At 34.9% G+C, this 21191-nt stretch carries 12 protein-coding genes and 1 pseudogene; 12 read left to right on the forward strand and 1 reads right to left on the reverse strand.

Annotated features, from left to right (window positions below):
* The first annotated feature begins 48 nt into the window (after window positions 1-48).
* From ACE939_RS07815 to ACE939_RS07850, 8 genes and pseudogenes are all read left to right on the forward strand, one after another.
* On the forward strand, window positions 49-1821 hold the full coding sequence (locus ACE939_RS07815) for an AMP-dependent synthetase/ligase (protein ID WP_378188375.1): 1773 nt from the start codon (window positions 49-51) through the stop codon (window positions 1819-1821).
* A 193-nt stretch (window positions 1822-2014) separates the two neighbouring features.
* Window positions 2015-2473 carry a MarR family winged helix-turn-helix transcriptional regulator gene (locus ACE939_RS07820; RefSeq protein WP_378188376.1) on the forward strand — a complete coding sequence of 153 codons (459 nt, stop codon included), beginning with the start codon at window positions 2015-2017 and terminating at the stop codon, window positions 2471-2473.
* Between the two features lie 13 nt (window positions 2474-2486).
* A complete protein-coding gene (locus tag ACE939_RS07825; protein ID WP_378188377.1) occupies window positions 2487-4892 on the forward strand; it encodes a 3-hydroxyacyl-CoA dehydrogenase NAD-binding domain-containing protein in 2406 nt (801 codons plus the stop codon).
* 99 nt (window positions 4893-4991) lie between these two features.
* A pseudogene (locus tag ACE939_RS07830) lies at window positions 4992-5261 on the forward strand (four helix bundle protein); the annotation flags it as partial.
* Between the two features lie 39 nt (window positions 5262-5300).
* Window positions 5301-6491, forward strand: a complete 1191-nt coding sequence (locus tag ACE939_RS07835; RefSeq protein WP_378188378.1) for an acetyl-CoA C-acyltransferase — start codon at window positions 5301-5303, stop codon at window positions 6489-6491.
* A 105-nt stretch (window positions 6492-6596) separates the two neighbouring features.
* On the forward strand, window positions 6597-8408 hold the full coding sequence (locus tag ACE939_RS07840; RefSeq protein WP_378188380.1) for an acyl-CoA dehydrogenase family protein: 1812 nt from the start codon (window positions 6597-6599) through the stop codon (window positions 8406-8408).
* A 389-nt stretch (window positions 8409-8797) separates the two neighbouring features.
* A complete protein-coding gene (locus ACE939_RS07845; RefSeq protein WP_378188382.1) occupies window positions 8798-11074 on the forward strand; it encodes a starch-binding protein in 2277 nt (758 codons plus the stop codon).
* Between the two features lie 169 nt (window positions 11075-11243).
* Window positions 11244-12290 (forward strand): mechanosensitive ion channel family protein, encoded by a 1047-nt coding sequence (locus ACE939_RS07850; RefSeq protein WP_378188383.1) that lies wholly within the window; start codon window positions 11244-11246, stop codon window positions 12288-12290.
* On the opposite strand, the gene ACE939_RS07855 is transcribed toward ACE939_RS07850, so the two are convergent.
* Window positions 12274-14082: a glycoside hydrolase family 15 protein gene (locus ACE939_RS07855; RefSeq protein ID WP_378188384.1), complete on the reverse strand. Its 1809-nt coding sequence runs from the start codon at window positions 14080-14082 to the stop codon at window positions 12274-12276. The genes ACE939_RS07850 and ACE939_RS07855 overlap by 17 nt on opposite strands.
* A gap of 95 nt (window positions 14083-14177) precedes the next feature.
* Here ACE939_RS07855 and ACE939_RS07860 point away from each other — a divergent pair, with 95 nt between their 5' ends.
* From ACE939_RS07860 to ACE939_RS07875, 4 genes are all read left to right on the forward strand, one after another.
* Window positions 14178-16382 carry a bifunctional alpha,alpha-trehalose-phosphate synthase (UDP-forming)/trehalose-phosphatase gene (locus ACE939_RS07860; protein WP_378188385.1) on the forward strand — a complete coding sequence of 735 codons (2205 nt, stop codon included), beginning with the start codon at window positions 14178-14180 and terminating at the stop codon, window positions 16380-16382.
* Window positions 16383-17561, forward strand: coding sequence for an MFS transporter (locus ACE939_RS07865; protein WP_378188387.1), 1179 nt, complete (start codon window positions 16383-16385; stop codon window positions 17559-17561).
* A gap of 160 nt (window positions 17562-17721) precedes the next feature.
* The gene (locus tag ACE939_RS07870) at window positions 17722-19080 is read left to right on the forward strand and encodes a M28 family peptidase (RefSeq protein WP_378188388.1); all 1359 of its coding nucleotides are present in this window, start codon (window positions 17722-17724) and stop codon (window positions 19078-19080) included.
* 487 nt (window positions 19081-19567) lie between these two features.
* Window positions 19568-21187, forward strand: a complete 1620-nt coding sequence (locus tag ACE939_RS07875) for a M1 family metallopeptidase (protein WP_378188389.1) — start codon at window positions 19568-19570, stop codon at window positions 21185-21187.
* The last annotated feature ends 4 nt before the right edge of the window (window positions 21188-21191 follow it).

Below are 21191 nucleotides of genomic sequence, written 5' to 3' on the forward strand. Positions count from 1 at the left end.
AATATGATCAAAATGTGTACATAGCATCAATAATATCCAAAACAACTTATGAATAAAATTACTAGATTATTTGATTTTCCTCACTATCAATTAGAACGCTATAACTTAAAAGAAGCATTAGTTACTAAAAAAGATGGTAAATGGATTGCTACCTCTACAGAAAAATATGTGGAGCAAGCCAATAAAATTAGTCGAGGGTTATTAAGGTTAGGTGTAAAACCAAATGATAAAATTGCTATAATATCCTCAAATAACCGGACAGAGTGGAATATTGTTGATATCGGAGTTTTACAAACAGGAGCCCAAGATGTTCCTATCTACCCAACAATCTCACAAGAAGATTACGAGTATGTTTTAAATCATTCTGGTGCATCGTTTTGCTTTGTTTCTGATATTGACGTTTATAAAAAAGTTAAAAACATACAAAATAATGTTCCAACTCTAAAAGAAGTATACTCATTTAACGATGTACCTGGCTGCAAGAGTTGGAATGAAGTATTAGAATTAGGAGTTGATGTAAGTAATCAAAATGAGGTTGAAGCTATCATGGCCAATGTAAAAGAGGATGATTTAGCTACATTGATTTATACATCAGGTACAACAGGAAGGCCAAAAGGAGTTATGCTAAGCCATAAAAACGTAGTAAGCAATGCGTTAAACAGCTCTGTACGTTTTCCTATTCAAGATGGCGAGGCCAAAGCATTGAGTTTTTTACCAGTTTGTCATATCTATGAACGAATGCTAATGTATTTATATCAGTACAGAGGTGTAAGCATCTATTTTGCAGAATCAATTGATACAATTTCTGATAATTTAAAAGAAGTCTCTCCTGATGTAATGACCGCAGTACCTCGTCTACTTGAAAAAGTATATGACAAAATTATAGCAAAAGGTACCGATTTAACTGGTATTAAGAAAAAGTTATTCTTTTGGGCGGTAGAATTAGGACTAGAGTATAAACCGTATGGTGCTAATGGTTGGTGGTATGAAAAAAAGCTAAGTATTGCCCGTAAATTAATTTTCAGTAAATGGCAAGAAGCATTAGGAGGGCGTATAAAAGTAGTTGCATCGGGAAGTGCTGCTTTACAACCACGACTAGCGAGAGTGTATAATGCGGCAGGTATTCCTGTGATGGAAGGCTATGGCTTAACAGAAACATCACCCGTAATTTCTGTAAATGACGTACGCAACGACGGGTTTAAAATTGGTAGTGTTGGTAAACTCATACCCGAAACTAAGGTCAAAATAGCCGAAGATGGAGAAATTCTAGTTCAAGGGCCACAAGTAATGATGGGGTATTATAAGGACGAAGCAAAAACTCAAGAAGTCTTAAAAGATGGATATTTTCACACAGGAGATATTGGTGAGATCGACAGCGAAGGCTTTTTACGTATAACTGATCGTAAAAAAGAAATGTTCAAAACTTCTGGAGGTAAGTATGTGGCACCACAACTTATCGAAAATGCCATGAAGCAATCGCGATTTATAGATCAAATAATGGTAATAGGCGAAGGAGAAAAGATGCCAGCCGCTTTTATCCAACCAAATTTTGAGTTTTTAAGAGAATGGGCAGAACGTAAGCATATCAAAGTAGGGAGCTCAAATGAAGAGCTCATCTCTAATGAAAAGGTGATTGAACGGTTTCAAGAAGAAATAACCGAACATAATGCTCGCTTTGGTAAATGGGAGCAAGTAAAACGTTTTGAACTTACCCCAGATGAGTGGAGTATAGAAGCTGGACACCTTACCCCTACACTCAAATTGAAAAGAAGAATTATCAAACAACGATACAGCGATTTATATACGAAAATTTATGGCTAGTTCAATGTAACCATTGGATATTAAAGTTAAGAAAACTTAACTTTAAATAAGTAAACTCCTCATGATTTGAGGAGTTTTTTTGTTAAATTGACATAGAATCACAAAATCGTTTGTTTTATCATTATTTTTTAATGATTTTATTATGCATGCATAATAAAATTTAGTATTTTTACAATTGTAATACATTTTTTTAATGAGAGAAAAAACAATCGATTATGCATTAAGAGCCACATGGATGGCAGTTACAAAAATGTATAACGAAGAAGCAAGTAAAAAAGGTAGTACGATGGCAACAGGATTTGCGCTATTGAGCATCGATCCAGAAGAGGGAACTCCATCAACCTCACTTGGTCCCAAAATGGGAATGGAAGCCACAAGCCTATCACGTACTTTGAAAGCGATGGAAGAAAAAGGACTAATCTACCGAAAAAAAAATCCACAAGATGGACGCGGTGTACTTATCTATCTTACTCCGTTTGGAGTAGAGATGAGAAACTTCTCTAAAGGAGTTGTCTTTGCCTTCGATACCGCTGTAAAAAAGCATGTATCCAAAGAAAAATTAGATACCTTTTTAGAAGTTTTTCAAATCATCAATGATTTGATAGCAACAAAAAAAATTTATATAAATCAAGAATCTATAATATCTAAATAACCAGAAGTTAACAATGAAGAGACGTATAAAAAAAGTTGCAGTAGTTGGATCAGGAATTATGGGATCCGGTATTGCATGTCATTTTGCTAATATTGGTGTCGAAGTATTATTGCTAGACATCGTACCAAGAGAGCTTAATGATAAAGAAAAAGCAAAAGGACTCACTTTAAAAGATAAAGTTGTTCGTAACCGATTGGTTAATGACGCGCTAACCGCTTCATTAAAATCAAAACCATCGCCTATATATCATCAAAAATTTGCTAGTCGAATTACTACTGGTAACTTAGAGGATGATATTGCTAAGGTAAGTGAAGTTGATTGGATTATCGAGGTAGTAGTAGAACGCCTTGATATAAAAAAAATGGTTTTCGAAAATCTCGAAAAGCATAGAACTCCTGGTACACTAATTACTTCAAACACTTCTGGAATTCCTATTAAATTTATGAATGAAGGACGAAGCGAGGATTTCCAGAAACATTTCTGCGGAACTCACTTTTTTAATCCTCCTAGATATTTAAAACTATTTGAAATTATTCCTGGACCAAAAACCTCTCCAGAAGTTATAGACTTTTTAAATGGGTATGGAGAACAATATTTAGGAAAAACCTCGGTGATCGCAAAAGATACACCTGCCTTTATTGGTAATCGTATAGGTATTTTCAGTATCATGAGTTTATTTCATATGGTTAAGGATATGAACCTTACCATCGAAGAGGTAGATAAACTTACGGGCCCTGTAATAGGTCGTCCAAAATCGGCAACCTTCCGTACTGTAGATGTAGTAGGATTGGATACCTTGGTACATGTTGCTAATGGCATCGCAGATAATTGTCCGAATGATGAGAAATCAGCGTTATTTAAACTCCCTGATTTTATTGATACCATGATGGAGAAAAAATGGTTGGGAAGCAAAACGGGACAAGGTTTTTATAAAAAAGAAGTCGCCAAAGATGGCAGTAAGCAAATCTTATCTTTAGATCTTAATACATTAGACTACAGACCTAACAAAAGGGCATCTTTCCCTACCCTTGAACTAACAAAAACTATCGATAACGTTTCAGATCGTTTTAAAGTGTTAGTCAAAGGAAAAGATAAAGCAGGTGAGTTTTATCGCAAAAACTTCTCCGCACTTTTTGCCTATGTATCCAACCGTATTCCAGAGATTAGCGATGAGTTATATAAAATCGACGATGCAATGAAAGCTGGTTTTGGATGGGAACATGGACCTTTCCAGATTTGGGATGCTATCGGACTCGAAAAAGGGATAGAAATAATGAAAGCCGAAGGTCAAGAACCCGCAAAATGGGTAAGTGAAATGGTTGCTTCGGGAAATACATCTTTCTATTCGGTAAAAAATGGAGCTACTTACTTTTATGATATTCCTAAGAAGGAATTGATAAAAAAACCTGGACAAGATGCTTTTATTATTTTAGATAATATTAGAAAATCTACAGAAGTTTTCAAAAATAGCGGTGTGGTTGTTGAAGATCTTGGTGATGGCATTTTAAATGTTGAGTTTCAAAGTAAAATGAACAGTATCGGTGGTGATGTGCTTGCTGGACTTAATAAAGCTATCGATATTGCTGAAAAAGATTTTCAAGGACTTGTTGTAGGTAACCAAGGCTCTAATTTTTCTGTAGGAGCCAATATTGGAATGATTTTTATGATGGCAGTAGAGCAAGAGTATGATGAGCTCAACATGGCTGTTAAATATTTCCAAGATTCTTGTATGCGATTGCGCTACTCCTCTATCCCCACGGTAGTAGCACCTCATGGTATGACGCTTGGGGGCGGTTGTGAGATGACATTGCATGCAGATAAAGTAGTTGCCGCTGCAGAAAGTTATATCGGTTTGGTAGAATTTGGTGTAGGGGTTATCCCAGGTGGTGGCGGATCCAAAGAAATGGCCTTGAGAGCCTCAGATATGTTTCAAAAAAATGATGTAGAGTTAAATGTTTTACAAGAACATTTCTTAACTATCGGTATGGCCAAAGTTTCTACATCTGCCTATGAAGCATTTGACACTAACATTCTTCAACATGGTAAAGATATTGTTGTAGTAAATAAAGATCGCCAAATTGCTACCGCCAAAGCTTACGCAAAATTGATGGCAGAACAAGGGTATACACAACCTGTGCGTCGTAAGGATGTCAAAGTATTGGGAAAACAAGCACTTGGAATGTTTTTAGTAGGTACTGATTCAATGGAAGCAGGTAAATATATTTCTGAGCATGATCGAAAAATTGCAAACAAACTAGCGTATGTAATGGCTGGTGGAGATTTATCTGAAGCTTCTTATGTGTCTGAACAGTATTTGTTGGATCTAGAACGAGAAGCCTTCTTGTCATTGACCACTGAGCGCAAAACCTTAGAGCGTATAGAACATATGCTTAAAAAAGGAAAACCACTTAGAAATTAGTATTGAGTAATTAGAGAAAGAATGCATAAAGTTGAAGATCTAAAAATATGGAAAAAGTCAATTGATTTGGCTAAATCTGTATAACAACTTGCAGCGAAGCTTACATCTGATGAAAAATACGGATTGATTTCTCAAATAAAGCGTAGTTCTATTTCCATTTCCTCAAACATAGCTGAAGGTGCGGGAAGGAATTCAAGTAAGGAATTTAAACATTTTTTGAGTATTGCTAATGGCTCTTGTTATGAACATCATACACAGCTAATATTAGTAATAGAATTAAATATAATAAGTAAAGAAAAAGTTCAACCAGTAATTGAGTTTTGTATTGAAATACAGAAAATGAATTATTCATTTCAAAAAAAATTGTAATCTCAATACTCATATCTCAATACTCAATACTACAAAGAAATGAAAACAGCATATATAGTTAAAGCATATCGAACTGCCGTAGGTAAAGCACCTCGCGGAGTGTTCAGATTTAAAAGACCCGATGAATTGGCAGCCGAAACCATCGAATACATGATGAACGAGCTACCTAATTTTGACAAGACCAGAATTGATGATGTGATTGTAGGTAATGCAATGCCAGAAGCAGAGCAAGGTCTTAACGTTGCACGCTTAATTTCCCTAATGGGGTTAAAGGTAGAGGACGTGCCTGGAGTAACAGTAAATAGATATTGTGCATCTGGTATCGAGACTATCGGTATGGCCACAGCTAAGATTCAATCTGGTATGGCAGATTGCATTATTGCTGGAGGTGCAGAAAGTATGTCATACATACCTATGGGCGGATACAAACCAACCCCAGATTACAAGTTAGCTGCCAATGGCCACGAAGATTATTATTGGGGAATGGGACTTACAGCAGAGGCCGTTGCCCATCAATTCAAGGTGTCTCGAGAAGATCAGGATGAGTTTGCATATAAGTCTCATATGAAAGCACTTAAAGCACAAGCCGATGGTAAATTCGATGACCAGATTGTGCCCATTACAGTAGAACACACGTATGTTGATGAGGATAGTAAAAAAGTAACTAAGAGCTATACTGTTTCCAAAGATGAAGGTCCTCGAGCCGGAACTTCAAAAGAAGTGCTAGCAAAGTTACGCCCTGTCTTTGAAGCAGGCGGAAGTGTAACCGCCGGTAACTCTTCACAAATGAGTGATGGAGCAGCGTTTGTATTGGTTATGAGTGAAGAAATGGTAAAAGAATTAAATCTAGAACCTATCGCCCGATTAGTTAACTATGCAGCTGCAGGAGTTGAGCCTAGAATCATGGGAATAGGACCTGTTAAAGCTATTCCTAAAGCATTAAAACAAGCAGGTTTGAAACAACAAGATATCGAACTAATAGAATTAAACGAGGCATTTGCTTCACAATCCTTAGCAGTAATGCGAGAGCTTGATCTTAACCAAGATATCGTAAATGTTAATGGTGGTGCTATTGCATTAGGACATCCACTAGGTTGTACAGGAGCTAAGCTTTCGGTTCAATTATTTGATGAAATGCGCAAACGTGACATGACAGGAAAATATGGAATGGTTACCATGTGTGTAGGTACGGGACAGGGTGCTGCTGGTATTTACGAGTTCCTTAAATAAAACTAATGATCATAAAAAATTAGATCGAATACGAATTCGATATTAGATATTAATAAACCCTAGATGAATAGGAGAAATCATCTAGATTCAAAACAAACAATAATAATGAGTACAGAAACTATAAATAAAGATATTCTTAGAGGAGGAGAGTTCCTTGTAAAAGAAACCAAAGCAGAAGATATTTTCACTATGGAAGATTTTTCTGAAGAACAAAAAATGATGCGTGATAGCGCCAAAGAATTTGTCGATCGAGAATTATGGGCAAACTGGGAGCGTTTCGAGAAAAAAGATTACGCTTTTACAGAGACATGTATGCGTAAAGCAGGTGAACTAGGACTTTTGGGAGTAGCTGTACCCGAAGCGTATGACGGTTTAGGTATGGGCTTTGTTTCTACCATGCTAGTTTGCGATTACATTTCTGGTGCAACCGGATCATTTAGCACCGCATTTGGAGCACACACAGGTATTGGTACCATGCCAATTACATTATATGGAAATGAAGAACAGAAGAAAAAATACGTTCCCAAATTAGCTACTGGTGAATGGTTCGGAGCGTATTGTCTCACAGAGCCAGGTGCAGGATCTGATGCCAACTCTGGGAAAACTAAAGCTGTATTATCAGACGATGGAAAACATTATTTAATCTCAGGACAAAAAATGTGGATTTCTAATGCCGGATTCTGTAGCTTATTTATTGTATTTGCCAGAATAGGAGATGACAAAAATATTACCGGATTTATCGTTGAAAACGACCCTTCCAATGGAATTTCTATGGGAGACGAAGAAAAGAAATTAGGTATCCACTCCTCCTCTACACGACAAGTATTCTTTAACGAAACCAAAGTCCCAGTAGAAAATATGCTTTCAGAGCGCGGTAATGGGTTTAAAATTGCCATGAATGCTCTTAATGTAGGACGAATAAAATTAGCTGCGGCATGTCTAGATGCACAACGTCGCGTAATCGGAGAGGCTACAAAATATGCTAATGAACGTATACAATTTAAAACTCCTATTGTTAATTTTGGCGCTATCAAAGCTAAAATTGCCGACATGGCTACAAATACTTATGCCGATGAATCTGCAAGTTATCGAGCGGCAAAAAATATTGAAGATCGAATAGCTATACGTCAAGCTGAAGGTAATTCTCATCAAGAAGCAGAACTTAAAGGGGTCGAAGAATATGCAATCGAATGTTCTATCCTCAAAGTAGCTGTTTCTGAAGATGTACAAAATACAACAGATGAAGGTATTCAGATTTTTGGCGGAATGGGATTCTCTGCAGATACACCGATGGAATCTGCATGGAGAGATGCACGTATTTCTAGAATTTATGAAGGAACTAACGAAATTAATAGAATGCTAGCAGTAGGAATGCTTGTTAAAAAAGCTATGAAAGGCCACGTAGACCTTTTGGGACCTGCTATGAAAGTTGCAGATGAGCTTACTGGAATCCCATCATTTGATACTCCAGATTATTCAGCATTATTTGCCGAAGAAAAAGAAATATTAGCAAAACTCAAAAAAGTGTTCTTGATGGTTGCAGGATCTGCAGTACAAAAATTTGGACCAGAATTAGATAAACACCAACAACTATTATTAGCTGCTTCAGATATCCTAATAGAAATCTATATGGCAGAGTCTACGATCTTACGTACAGAGAAAAATACTAATCGTTTTGGTGAAGATTCTCAGGAAACTCAAATCGCTATGTCACAATTATATCTTTACAATGCAGTTGATATTGTAATAAAAAAAGGTAAAGAGGCTATTGTTTCTTTTGCCGAAGGTGATGAGCAACGCATGATGTTAATGGGACTCAAACGATTTACAAAATATGCAAATCAACCCAACGTAGTAGCTTTACGAACTAAAATCGCAGACAAAATAGCGGCAGAAAATGGTTATTTTATAGCATAACAGGATAACCAATACTTTTATCTACTTTAAGACCTCTTTTGATATATGTTATCAAAAGAGGTCTTTCCTTTTTAACAAAAATCTAATAACAAAACTCTATTCTAAAATTCAAAAACTATAGATAACTTACGGATAAACAGTACTTACTCGCAATAAAATTTTTAGTTATTAACACGAAAACGTTGGAGTGCCTCAACTCAATTGTTTAATTAAACTATTCGTAATATTTTAACCATAAAATAATGATACTATACTATTTTTAATACTAAAATATCATTTTCGCACTTGGCTAATTTGGATAAACTATTTTATCTCAAATATTTCGTATAAGAATTCACTAGTGAGCTTTTAAAAATAACCTTAATTAAATAATCCAAATACTCTTAAATATGAATCTAAAAATTACGCAGTATGTCATTATAGCTATGACAACGTTATTTGTTTTTCTTGGAAATGCTCAAGATGAGGATGTGCTCTTTCAAGCGTTTGATTGGAATGTGCAAAATCAACCTGCAGGACAAACTTGGTATGATGTTGTTACACAAAACAGAAACACTATCAAAAATGCTGGAATTGATATAATCTGGATGCCACCTCCCAGTGATGCGGCATCCCCTCAAGGCTATTTACCAAGGGAACTATATAATTTAAACAGTTCTTATGGTACGCAAGATCAATTGAAAAATTTAATCAATCAATACCATAATTTAGGTTTAAAGGTATTGAGTGATATCGTTATTAATCATAGAGTAGGTTCGCCTGATGCAGTAACTTTTGTGAATCCTTCATGGCCTACGTATTTTATTACCTCAGAGGATGAGGGCAGAAACTTCGTCAATTACCCTGTGAACTTTAGTAACAATACCGATTATTTTCCTGGTACTTCATTAAAAATTGATGGATCCAACGGTTCGTATGCCGCTGCTAGAGATTTAGATCACAAAAACCCCGAAGTTCGTAATGAACTTATAAACTGGATGAATTTTCTAAAAAACGATATCGGCTTTGATGGGTGGCGATATGATTTTGTTCATGGGTATGATCCTATTTATAATAAGCAATACAATGATGCAACCAATCCCTATTTTGCAGTTGGAGAGCTCCTAGAAAGTAGTCGTGTACAAACTAATAATTGGGTTAATTATACACAACAATCTTCTTCAGCGTTTGACTTTAATACAAAAGTTACCTTACAAAATGCCTTAAGAGACAACAACTTATCTTATCTAAAAGATGGGAATGGAAAACCATCTGGTATGATTGGTGTTAATCCTTCCAAATCTGTTACATTTTTAGAAAATCATGATACTGGCCCTGCGCAGCAATGTTGTGGTGAAGGTTATATATTTCCAGGTGGGGAAGTTAATTTGAGAAAAGGATATGCATACATACTTACTCACCCAGGAAATCCAATGGTTTTTTGGACGCATTTCTTTGATACTGGTGCTGGAGTTCAAAATGCGATAAAAGATTTAATTACAATACGCAAAAGTGTTCGTATTCATGCTGGATCAACTATCAGCATTGCCGAAGCTCGAAATGATCTTTATGCTGCGTATATTGATGGAAAAAGTGGAACGTTAGCTATGAAATTAGGAGCAGGCTCTTGGACGCCTAATGGCAATGATTGGACTCTAAGAACCTCTGGTAATGGTTATGCGGTATGGAGCAAAGGTGCAAATACACCAACTACTTCAGTTCCTCCTTTCAAAGTTTATCATAAAAAACCAGCGTCTTGGAATGAAACCATGAATGTATATTTGTATAATGCATCTACAAATTCAAAATTAACGGGTACCGCAGACTGGCCAGGACAACCGATGAATAGCATAACTGGCACACTTTGGTACGATTTTACTATCAATCCGAGTAATGATGTAAAAGCCTCAGATATTCGATTAATTTTTAATGATGGTAATAATCAAACTATAGATTTATCAAAGGCGGTAACTGGGTGGTACACAAATAATACATGGAGTGACACATGCCCATCAGATTGTCCCGATAGTGATAGCTCTACCAACGAAATCATCTATAATTTCTATACCCCTAATGGATGGGGTACTAATACCAACATCTATATATATAATGCTTCAACCAATACCACCATGTCTGGAACCCAAGATTGGCCAGGACAGGCAATGAGCTCAATTAATGGATCACAGTGGAATCAATTCAAATTTACTGTACCTAACGGAGTGTCAACCTCAGACATTCGTGTATTGTTTACGAATGGAAATGGGGATCAAACCGTAGATTTGTCAAGGTCTAGCAGTGGTTGGTTTACTGTTACCAATACCGTTAATGGTAAACGAACAGGCGAATGGTCTACAGACTGTCCAACGAATTGTCCATCTCAAAATTTTATATTAGAGACAAATGCTACGCTCGAAAAGACAAAAATCGCTACAACCAATATTAAAATTGCTCCAAATCCAATTGATAACACATCTCAATTTATAGTAACAACCAGTCAGAAAGGTAACTTACAAATTACCATATACACTAGTACTGGAAAGCCAATTTCTATAATTAATGAACCGATAACAGCTGGCTACCAAACCTTTGAGGTTACAACCGACAAACTATTGAAAAAAGGACTCTATTTCTGTACAATAGTATTGGATGGCAAAACTATTGATAATATCAAGCTAATTAAAAAATGAGTTTGATGTGTTAAACAGATACAAACCGTTTTCTTATGGAAAACGGTTTTTTTTATTTCTCATATTTAAAAATCCTATAACGATACGGCAGATATTAGGATAGTTTTATAATTATATACTTAGAATTTCAATTTAACACTTGTATTTTTACAAAAACATATACTATTTTATGGATTTACAATTGGCTAAGCAAATTGCGATAGGGATTATAATCCTTCTAGTAATCTTTTTTCTCCTGCAATTTTTACTACAAAAAATAGGAAAAAATTCAAATTCAATATTTCCTGTACGTTTTGCTAAACGAATCAAAATTCCTCTTTTTTTATTTCTTTTAGCAACTGGAGTACGATTAGGTTTGGTTAGTCAACATATCCCCGAAGATTATTTTGACTATATAAAATCAATTAGTACGGTACTCTACATTATTGCCATCACTTGGGGGTTGATTGTAACAATAAAAACAATTAAACATCGTGTAATAAGGCACTATGATTTAAGTGCTTCAAATAACTTACACGCTCGTAAAATTTATACACAATTTAATATTCTCGAACGAATAATAATTTTTGTAATAATTCTTTTTTCTATTGGCATTGCTTTAATGAGTTTTGATAGTATTCGAAGTATTGGTGTAAGTATGCTTACCTCTGCTGGTGTAGCTGGTATTATTATCGGTTTTTCTGCACAAAAAGCGCTTGGAACCTTGCTAGCTGGTATACAAATTGCATTTACACAACCAATTAGGATTGACGATGTCGTTATAGTTGAGGGAGAATGGGGAACGATAGAAGAAATAACGCTAACATACGTCGTGATTAGAATTTGGGATAAAAGGAGACTAGTTGTTCCAACGACTTATTTCATAGAAAATTCTTTTCAGAACTGGACACGCAGTTCTACTGATCTACTAGGCACAGTTTACATATACACTGATTATCATATAGATATTGAGGCTTTGCGCACCGAATTGAAACGTATTGTAGATAATACACCTTTATGGGATAAAAATGTTCAAAATATACAAGTTACAAATACTACCAAAGAGGCTGTAGAAATTCGTGCACTAATGAGTGCCAAAAATTCATCTGACACCTGGGATTTACGTGTTCATGTTAGAGAAAAGTTGATCTTATTTCTACAAAAACACCACGCTGAAAGTATTCCACGCACAAGAATTTACCTCGATAAAACGCCATCAATTACTCATGATGAATAGCATCCATGACTTCCTCTTCTTTGGTTAAACCTCCCGAAAAATTTGCGGCGGTTTCAATCAAAGCGAGATGAGAATATGCTTGAGGAAAATTTCCTAACAATCGTTTGCTCTTAAAATCTATATCTTCACTAAATAATCCTAGATGATTACTATATGATAATAACTGATCAAATAATTTTTTTGCTTTTGCTTTTTCTCCAATCTTATACAAGCTATTGATAAACCAAAAACTACAGATTGTGAAAGAAGATGAAGGTAATCCAAAATCATCCTTATTTTTATAGCGATACATAAGACCGTCGTTACAAAGCTCACGTTCTGTGGCTTTTACCGTACTAATAAATCTTGGATCTTTTGGGGATATAAAACCATAGGACTCCATAAGTAAAGTTGATGCATCAAGATCACTGGTACCATACGATTGCGTATATGCTTGGACCTCTTCATTCCAAGCATTTTCATAAATATCGTTATAAATACGATCTCTTAGTGCTGACCAACGTTTAGTTAGTTTTGTTTTATTTATTAATACTCCAATTTTGATAGCGCGATCAATTGCTACCCAACATAATAATTTCGAAAAAGTAAAATGTCGTTCTTCAGTTCTAAATTCCCATATGCCTTTGTCTGCTTTTTCCCAATTCACATTGACTATATGAACAATACTTTTACAAATCGTCCATAACCCTTCACTATTATCCAAATCACATTCAAACTCGGCAAACTGTTGATAGATAACATCCATTAAGATTCCATAAATATCATTTTGCTTTTGATGATAAGCCGCATTGCCTATACGCACAGGTTTAGAATTATGATATCCATTTAAATGATCTAAGGTTTTTTCGGTCAAATCCTTTTCTCCATTAATTCCATACATGATTTGTATCTTTTCATCTTTATCAGGAATTATATCAATAATAAATTGAAGAAATCGTTGTGCCAAGCGCTTATGACCAAGATTAGAAATAACCTTTATAACCATTGACGCATCCCGTATCCAACAAAACCGATAGTCCCAGTTACGCACCTCTCCTATCGTTTCTGGTAACGAAGTAGTAGCTGCGGCTAAAACTGCTCCTGATTTATCATAACTTAGCAATTTTAGAACCAGCGCACTTCGTAAAATTTCATTATTATAATACTTATACTGTGTGGTTGTCTCGCTCCAATTAAGCCAATAGACTCGTGTACGCTGTAATTTAAGATAGCAGCGTTCCAAAGATTGTTCTAGAATTTTTTCATGATAACTAATCACAAAAAAGCCGTTATCACTTAACGTTATTTCATTTGAATTATAAATATCCTGAAGATCAAAGTTGGAATAAAGATATAAGGTATCGTACTTATCTTCATTATTTATACTTTTAATATAATCTAGCTCTACCTTCAATTCTGTTTTACCTAAAGCATATTCCAATTTTGGATCATATTTCGGAATGAATTTTGGTTTCCCACAAATAACTTTGATATATCTAATTATATCTGGAGGAGCATAAAAAGAACCATCCTCGTTTTTATACCGCGGCATAAAATCAATACATTCGAAAGCATCTGATCCATTACTGAAAAGGGTAACCAAAATATTAGTTTTATGAATGTATTTTTGAGAAATTTTATAATCCCCAGTCACATCAAAACTAAAACTGCCTCCTATTTTCTCGTCCAAAATTTTGGCAAAAACAGAATAAGAGTCAAAATTAGGTAAGCAACACCAATCCAAAGAACCAATTTTTGAAATGAGCGCCGCGCTTTTACAGTTACCGATAATTCCGTAATCTAAGTTGTCCATAAATACTAAAGTTCTTTTAAAAGGTCTTTTTTTTAATCTCGATTCACGAAATTTAAAAAATAAAAAAAACAATAGTCCTTCTTTAACCACATTTTATGAGTAAAACTATCATAATATCAAATAGACTACCCGTACAATTACATATCGATAATACCAAAGTGACTAGTACACCAAGTGTTGGTGGATTAGCAACCGGTATGAAACCTGTACATGCAGCCAGCAATAGTCTTTGGATTGGTTGGAATGGAATCAATGAAGAAGATATTGACCCTCAAACAAAGACAAAAATTGACCAGACATTAGCTAACCATAAGTGTTTGGGAATATCGCTATCCAAAAAAGAGATTGATGACTATTATTACGGTTTTAGTAATAACACATTATGGCCTTTATTTCATTATTTTCTAGAATACACAGAATTTGAAAAGCACACCTGGGAGGCATATCAATCTGTAAATCAAAAGTTTGCTGATGTTATTTTAGATACAATAGAAAGTGGAGACAAAATCTGGATACACGACTATCAATTATTACTAGTTCCCAATCTTATTCGTGAGAAAAGAGCTGATGTAGCGATTGGTTTTTTTCTGCACATCCCTTTTCCTTCCTATGAAGTGTTTAGAACTATACCTTGCAGAGAAGCTTTATTACAAGGCCTATTGGGCGCTGATTTAATAGGTTTTCATACTTATGATTATGAACGTCATTTTTTAAGTGCCGTTCAACGTATACTAGGTCATGATCGCAGTTTTAACACCATCACCCTCGAAAATAGAACTGTTAAAGTAGACTCATTTCCTATGGGAATTGATTATGATACTTTTCATAACAGTGCAAAACTTCACAATGCAAAAGAAAAAAATGATAAAAGTATCATACAACAAGGCTTAGACAAACACTTATTAGACAATCACCAAGCTAAACTGATCTTATCAATTGATCGTTTGGACTATACCAAAGGGATTGATAAAAGACTTAGAGCATTTGAATACTTTTTAGAAAAATATCCCGAATTTAAAGGTAAGGTGCGATTAGTAATGCTTGCAGTTCCTTCAAGAGCAAAAGTTCCTCAATATCAAAAATTAAAAAAGGAGATTGATCAATTAGTAGGAAGAATTAATGGGAAATTTGCCGAAATAAACTGGACTCCTATATGGTATTTTTATAGATCGCTTCCTTTTGAAAATTTAATAGATCTTTATACTTCAAGTGAAGTTGCACTATTGACCCCTATACGAGACGGAATGAATTTAGTTGCCAAAGAATATATTGCCTCCAAGGTCGATAAAAAAGGCGTGCTAATTTTAAGTGAGATGACAGGCGCAGCTAATGAAATGAGTGAAGCTTTACTAATTAACCCAAATAATTTTGAAGAAATTGCAGATACGCTCAAATTAGCTCTAGAAATGCCAGAAAAAGAACAAATAAAGCGAAATTCGGCTTTACAAAAGCGATTAAAACGGTATAATGTAAACAAATGGTCAAACGATTTTATGGAAGCCTTAAATAGTTCTACACACCATAGCAAACCCTATACCTTGCAGCATCTTGATACGATTAATAAAAATAGACTAAAGCTAAAATACAAAAGTGCTGAGAATAGAATACTTTTTATAGATTATGATGGCACACTTGCTCCATTTGAAAAGCTTCCTGAAAACGCAAAACCAACTCAGAAAATTTTTGAACTCCTAGATGCCATAATAGCTCAAGATAATACCAAACTCGTAATCATTACAGGCAGAGATAAAAATACTTTTGATAGTTGGTTTGGCCACCAAAACTATACATTAATTACAGAACATGGAGTTTGGTTAAAAGAACCTACTGTCCCTTGGGAGCTTCTTGAACGAGTAGATAACAAATGGTTCGATGCTATTGCACCAATTTTAGAATCCTTTACCGATCGCACACCAGGCTCTTTAATTGAGAAAAAAAACTACTCATTAGCTTGGCATTTTAGAAACGTTGATCCAGAATTAGGTAAAAATAGAGCCAATGAATTGAAAATTACAATTCAACAACTTATACAAAATCATAATCTAGAAATTCTTGAGGGCGATAAAGTTTTAGAAATCAAAGTCAGTGGTGTCAATAAAGGCAAATCTGCGTTAAAAATGTTAATGGACAAAAAATATGATTTCATTTTTGCTATTGGCGATGATTGGACCGATGAGTATATGTTTAGAGAACTACCAAATACCGCACATACAGTAAAAGTTGGTCTTAAAAAAACAGTCGCACAATATTATGTAAACGATACGAATCAAGTATATGAGCTTTTAAAAGAATTCGTATAATTGTACTCTATAAAACAGAAACTACTGAAATCAAAGTTCTACATACTTCCCATTATTATTATCGCGCAATTTTTCTGCACATCCTTGTGGTTTGCAGGAAATGCAGTAATCGATGAACTTACTAATAATTTTTCGGTTACTTTTAACATTGAAGGATACGTGCTCTCTTCTGTTCAGTTTGGTTTTATTATTGGAACACTAACATTTGCATTACTTACCTTATCGGATAGAATTTCTCCTTCAAAAGTTTTTTTCACCTGCGCTTTACTAGGTGCTTTTTCTAATCTTGTACTATTGCTTCCACAGATTACTGTTTTTAATTTACTTACTGCACGCTTTGCTACAGGTTTCTTTCTTGCCGGAATTTATCCAGTAGGAATGAAAATTGCGTCAGATTATTATAAAGAAGGGTTAGGCACAGCATTAGGTTTTTTGGTTGGAGCGCTAGTATTAGGTACTGCATTACCGCATTTACTGTTTGAGTTCACTAGTGAAAATGCTGTTGAAGCAGTACTGTTGAGTACTTCATTATTAGCTATAATTGGAGGGTTTTTAATTTTATTCTGTATCCCCGATGGTCCATATCGCACTCCTGCCCTACGCATTCAATTTGGAGTAATCACGCAACTTTTTACTATAAAAAGATTTAGAAAAGCGGCTATTGGATATTTTGGACATATGTGGGAACTTTATGCTTTTTGGGCATTTATTCCTTTAATTCTCAAAACCTATTCACAAAATAATGGCATATCTATACCTATTGGATTATGGTCATTTATTATTATCGCAATTGGAGCACTCTCGTGCATTATAGGTGGATTTATTTCTCGTAAAATTGGAAATAAGAAAGTAGCAAAATTTGCTTTAACTCTTTCTGCGCTATTTTGTTTAGCTTCTCCGTTACTTTTTTCAGTTTCACCCCTTCTATTTTTAACATTTTTATGTCTTTGGGGTATGGTGGTCATTGCTGATTCCCCACAGTTTTCTACAATGATCGCAGATACCGCACCTCCACAATTAAAAGGTACTGGACTAACCATAGTTAACTGTATTGGCTTCGGGATAACTATCATAAGTATACAGTTGATTAACACTTTAACAAATACTATACCTATTACCTATATATTTACCTTACTAAGTATAGGACCTTTAATTGGATTGTATTATTTAAGAAAATAACACATCATTATAAAACTGTTCAAAATCTTAAAAAAATATGGTGATCGACTATATAATTTATAACTTTGAAAACAGTCATAATAATGTATCATTAACACTATTTGTAGTGTATATAGATAATACCTAAAATAATTGGCACCTTCAATTTAAAAACAACACAATGAGATTTAACGTATTAAATAAGTTAGTACTCCTTTTTTTTATTAACACAACACTAGTTGCTCAAACAGCTACAAAAATTTATGAAATTGTTGATGATGTATCCTCAATTCGTATTGAAAAGGACATAAACACATTAGCTAACTTTGGTACTAGACATACTCTAAGCGATACGGTATCAGATACTCGAGGTATCGGAGCAGCGCGCCGTTGGATTAAATCAGAATTTGAGAAAATTTCACGAGACTGCGGCAACTGTTTGGAGGTTTTTTATCAAAAAAACCTTATTAAAAAAGGGACAAATCCTAGAATTGTAAAAGATGTTTGGGTAGTTAATGTAGTTGCTATTCAGCGCGGTCAACAGCATCCCAATCGTTTTGTAATGATGAGTGGAGATATAGATTCTCGTGTTACAGATCCAACAGATTTCACCTCTGATTCTCCGGGAGCAAATGATAATGCTAGTGGTATGGCAGGTGCCTTAGAGGCTGCTCGTGTATTATCAAAACATAAATTTGCAAGTAGTATAATTTACGCTGGATTATCGGGTGAAGAACAAGGACTCTTTGGAGGTAAAGGACTTGCTGAATATGCGCAAGAAAAAAAATGGAATCTTGTGGGTGTGCTTAATAATGATATGATCGGAAATATTAAAGGTGTCGATGGTGTTATTGATAATAGAACTTTTAGAATATTTTCAGAACCTGTGCCACCTACTGAAACTGAAAAACAACGTAATGGACGCCGTTTTTATGGTGGTGAAGTTGACGGAGTATCAAGACAGTTAGCCAGATATATCCATAAAACTGTAAAAACATATATGCCCGAAATGAATCCTATGATGATCTATCGCTTAGATCGTTTTGGTCGCGGTGGTCACCATAGGCCTTTTAATGATGTGGGGTTTGCTGGTATAAGAATAATGGAAGCACATGAAAATTACACACAACAGCATCAAGATTTACGAGAGGAAAATGGTATCAAATATGGGGATGTAGTCGAACATGTAAATTTTGATTATGCTGCTAAGCTTACTGCAGTAAATGCGATTGCGATGGCAAGCATTGCCTCTGCTCCTCCTGCCCCAAAAGAAGTAGCAATTGGAGGTATCGTAGAACCATCTGCGCAACTTAAATGGAAAAAAGTGAATCATACTGGAATTAAAGGATACAAAATATATTGGAGAGCAACCACCTCCCCTACTTGGGATCACAGTCGATTTGTTGGTGATGTTGACCAGTTTACTTTAAATGGTATTGTTATCGATAATTACTTTTTTGGTGTTGCCTCTGTTGGACAGGATGGCTTGGAAAGTCCAGTTGTTTTCCCTTCTGGTATTTTCAAAACTGAGAAGCATTAGTAAATTGTTCTTAAATTAATGTAAAATTTTCAAATCATAGTTGCACGAGCAACTTCCTGACTCCTTATAAAGGCTTAGTCAAGCCTAGGTTTATACATGAAAATCAAGTTACTAGGCAAAAACTGCTAGTGAACATTATACTCTTTTGAAATAAGAGCAGGTATTTTAAATTTTATCTAAATTGTTGATACCATTTTCAAAAATTAGATCACGGTTTTGAGCATGGTACTTATAAATTATTTTTGATCTTAACATTATCCATGTCCAAAATGTTTTGATATTATTTGAGTATCGACATGCTTTACTAACTATATATAATCATAACTTAATAGTAACCGTATTGATCACATATGGTTTAATTATAAAGAATCAAACAGAGAGAAAGCCATGTTTATAACCAACAAATTATTAATTGCACCCAATATTTTATGAAAAAGACACACGCTTCTACATACCTTTGCAATGCGGTTTGACAAATTATACTACCATGATTAGATTTTTATTTATACTTTTCGTTTCAGTTTGCTTTTACAAAGGACTAGCGCAAAAAACATTTACACGCCAAGACACCCTTAGGGGCAGTATAACACCAGAGCGAAGCTGGTGGGATCTAACCTACTACAACCTCGATATAGAAGTAGTTCCCAAAAGAAAATATATTACTGGATCTACTACAATACATTATAAGGTTTTGAAATCAAAGAAAACACTACAGGTAGATTTACAACCGCCGCTGCGTATAGATAGCGTAATTCAGAATGGTGTTGTACTCTCAGTACGGAGTGAAAAAAATGCACATTTTGTTTCATTGCAAAAGAAACAATCTGTAGATAGCATAGAGAGCGTTCAAGTATTTTATAGCGGTTATCCTCGTGAAGCAGTGAACGCTCCTTGGGATGGAGGGATTTCTTGGAAAACCGACAGTAACGGAAAACCATTTATAGCCTCTTCTTGTCAAGGGCTGGGTGCAAGTATTTGGTGGCCTAATAAGGATCATATGTATGACGAGGTAGATAGTATGGCTATCAATGTAACAGTACCCAAAGACCTTATGAATGTTTCTAATGGTCGACTACGCAAAGTTACCTCCAACACTACTACCAAAACCTATCATTGGTTTGTAAGCAACCCTATTAACAACTATGGAGTAAACATAAACATTGGAGATTATATACAATTTGGCGAAACCTACCAAGGTGAAAAAGGTCCTCTAACTATGAATTATTATGTATTAAGAGATCATTTGGAAAAGGCAAAGAAGCAGTTTACCGATGCCCCCAAAATGATGAAAGCCTTTGAATATTGGTTTGGTCCCTACCCTTTTTATGAAGACAGTTTTAAACTTGTGGAAGTCCCCTATCTGGGCATGGAACACCAAAGTTCGGTAACCTATGGCAATCAATATAAAAATGGATATTTAGGTAAGGATTTATCTGAAACAGGATGGGGGCTTAAATTTGATTTTATTATAATTCATGAATCAGGACATGAATGGTTTGCTAATAATATTACGCATAAAGATGCGGCAGATATGTGGATTCATGAAAGTTTTACCGCATATTCTGAGAGCCTATTTCTAGATTTTTATTACGGTAAAGAAGCAGCTTCAGCCTATGTCATCGGAACGCGAAAAAGAATACAAAATGATTCGCCCATAATTGGTACGTATCATGTAAATCAAGAAGGATCTAGTGATATGTATTTCAAAGGTTCAAATATGTTACATACACTGAGACAATTAGTAGATAACGATGATAAATGGCGCAAAATTTTAAGAGGTCTCAACAAAGAATTCTATCATCAAACCGTTACCACACAACAGATTGAATCATTTTTAAGCAACCATACAGCAATTGATCTTTCTGCTTTCTTTAATCAATATCTCAGAGATACCAGAATTCCAATTGTTGAATGTGAGATGATTGATAAAGATACGTTACGATATCGTTATACTAATATAGTAAAGGATTTTGATATGCCGATACGAATTATTACTGGTGATAACGTTGAATGGATACACCCTCAAGCTAACTGGCAAACCGTAGATAATATAGATAAAAACTGGACTGTTGATAAGAACTTTTATATAAATCTGAAGAAAATATAAATAT

Origin of the sequence: Aquimarina rhodophyticola, from assembly GCF_042434915.1 — a bacterium.
GTDB lineage: Bacteria > Bacteroidota > Bacteroidia > Flavobacteriales > Flavobacteriaceae > Aquimarina.

What these genes read in the sequence shown, in the direction of transcription:
- ACE939_RS07815 (WP_378188375.1), top strand. Translation starts at nt 49, where the DNA reads ATGAATAAAATTACTAGATTATTTGATTTTCCTCACTATCAATTAGAA.
- ACE939_RS07820 (WP_378188376.1), top strand. Translation starts at nt 2,015, where the DNA reads ATGAGAGAAAAAACAATCGATTATGCATTAAGAGCCACATGGATGGCA.
- ACE939_RS07825 (WP_378188377.1), top strand. Translation starts at nt 2,487, where the DNA reads ATGAAGAGACGTATAAAAAAAGTTGCAGTAGTTGGATCAGGAATTATG.
- ACE939_RS07835 (WP_378188378.1), top strand. Translation starts at nt 5,301, where the DNA reads ATGAAAACAGCATATATAGTTAAAGCATATCGAACTGCCGTAGGTAAA.
- ACE939_RS07840 (WP_378188380.1), top strand. Translation starts at nt 6,597, where the DNA reads ATGAGTACAGAAACTATAAATAAAGATATTCTTAGAGGAGGAGAGTTC.
- ACE939_RS07845 (WP_378188382.1), top strand. Translation starts at nt 8,798, where the DNA reads ATGAATCTAAAAATTACGCAGTATGTCATTATAGCTATGACAACGTTA.
- ACE939_RS07850 (WP_378188383.1), top strand. Translation starts at nt 11,244, where the DNA reads ATGGATTTACAATTGGCTAAGCAAATTGCGATAGGGATTATAATCCTT.
- ACE939_RS07855 (WP_378188384.1), bottom strand. Translation starts at nt 14,082, where the DNA reads ATGGACAACTTAGATTACGGAATTATCGGTAACTGTAAAAGCGCGGCG.
- ACE939_RS07860 (WP_378188385.1), top strand. Translation starts at nt 14,178, where the DNA reads ATGAGTAAAACTATCATAATATCAAATAGACTACCCGTACAATTACAT.
- ACE939_RS07870 (WP_378188388.1), top strand. Translation starts at nt 17,722, where the DNA reads ATGAGATTTAACGTATTAAATAAGTTAGTACTCCTTTTTTTTATTAAC.
- ACE939_RS07875 (WP_378188389.1), top strand. Translation starts at nt 19,568, where the DNA reads ATGATTAGATTTTTATTTATACTTTTCGTTTCAGTTTGCTTTTACAAA.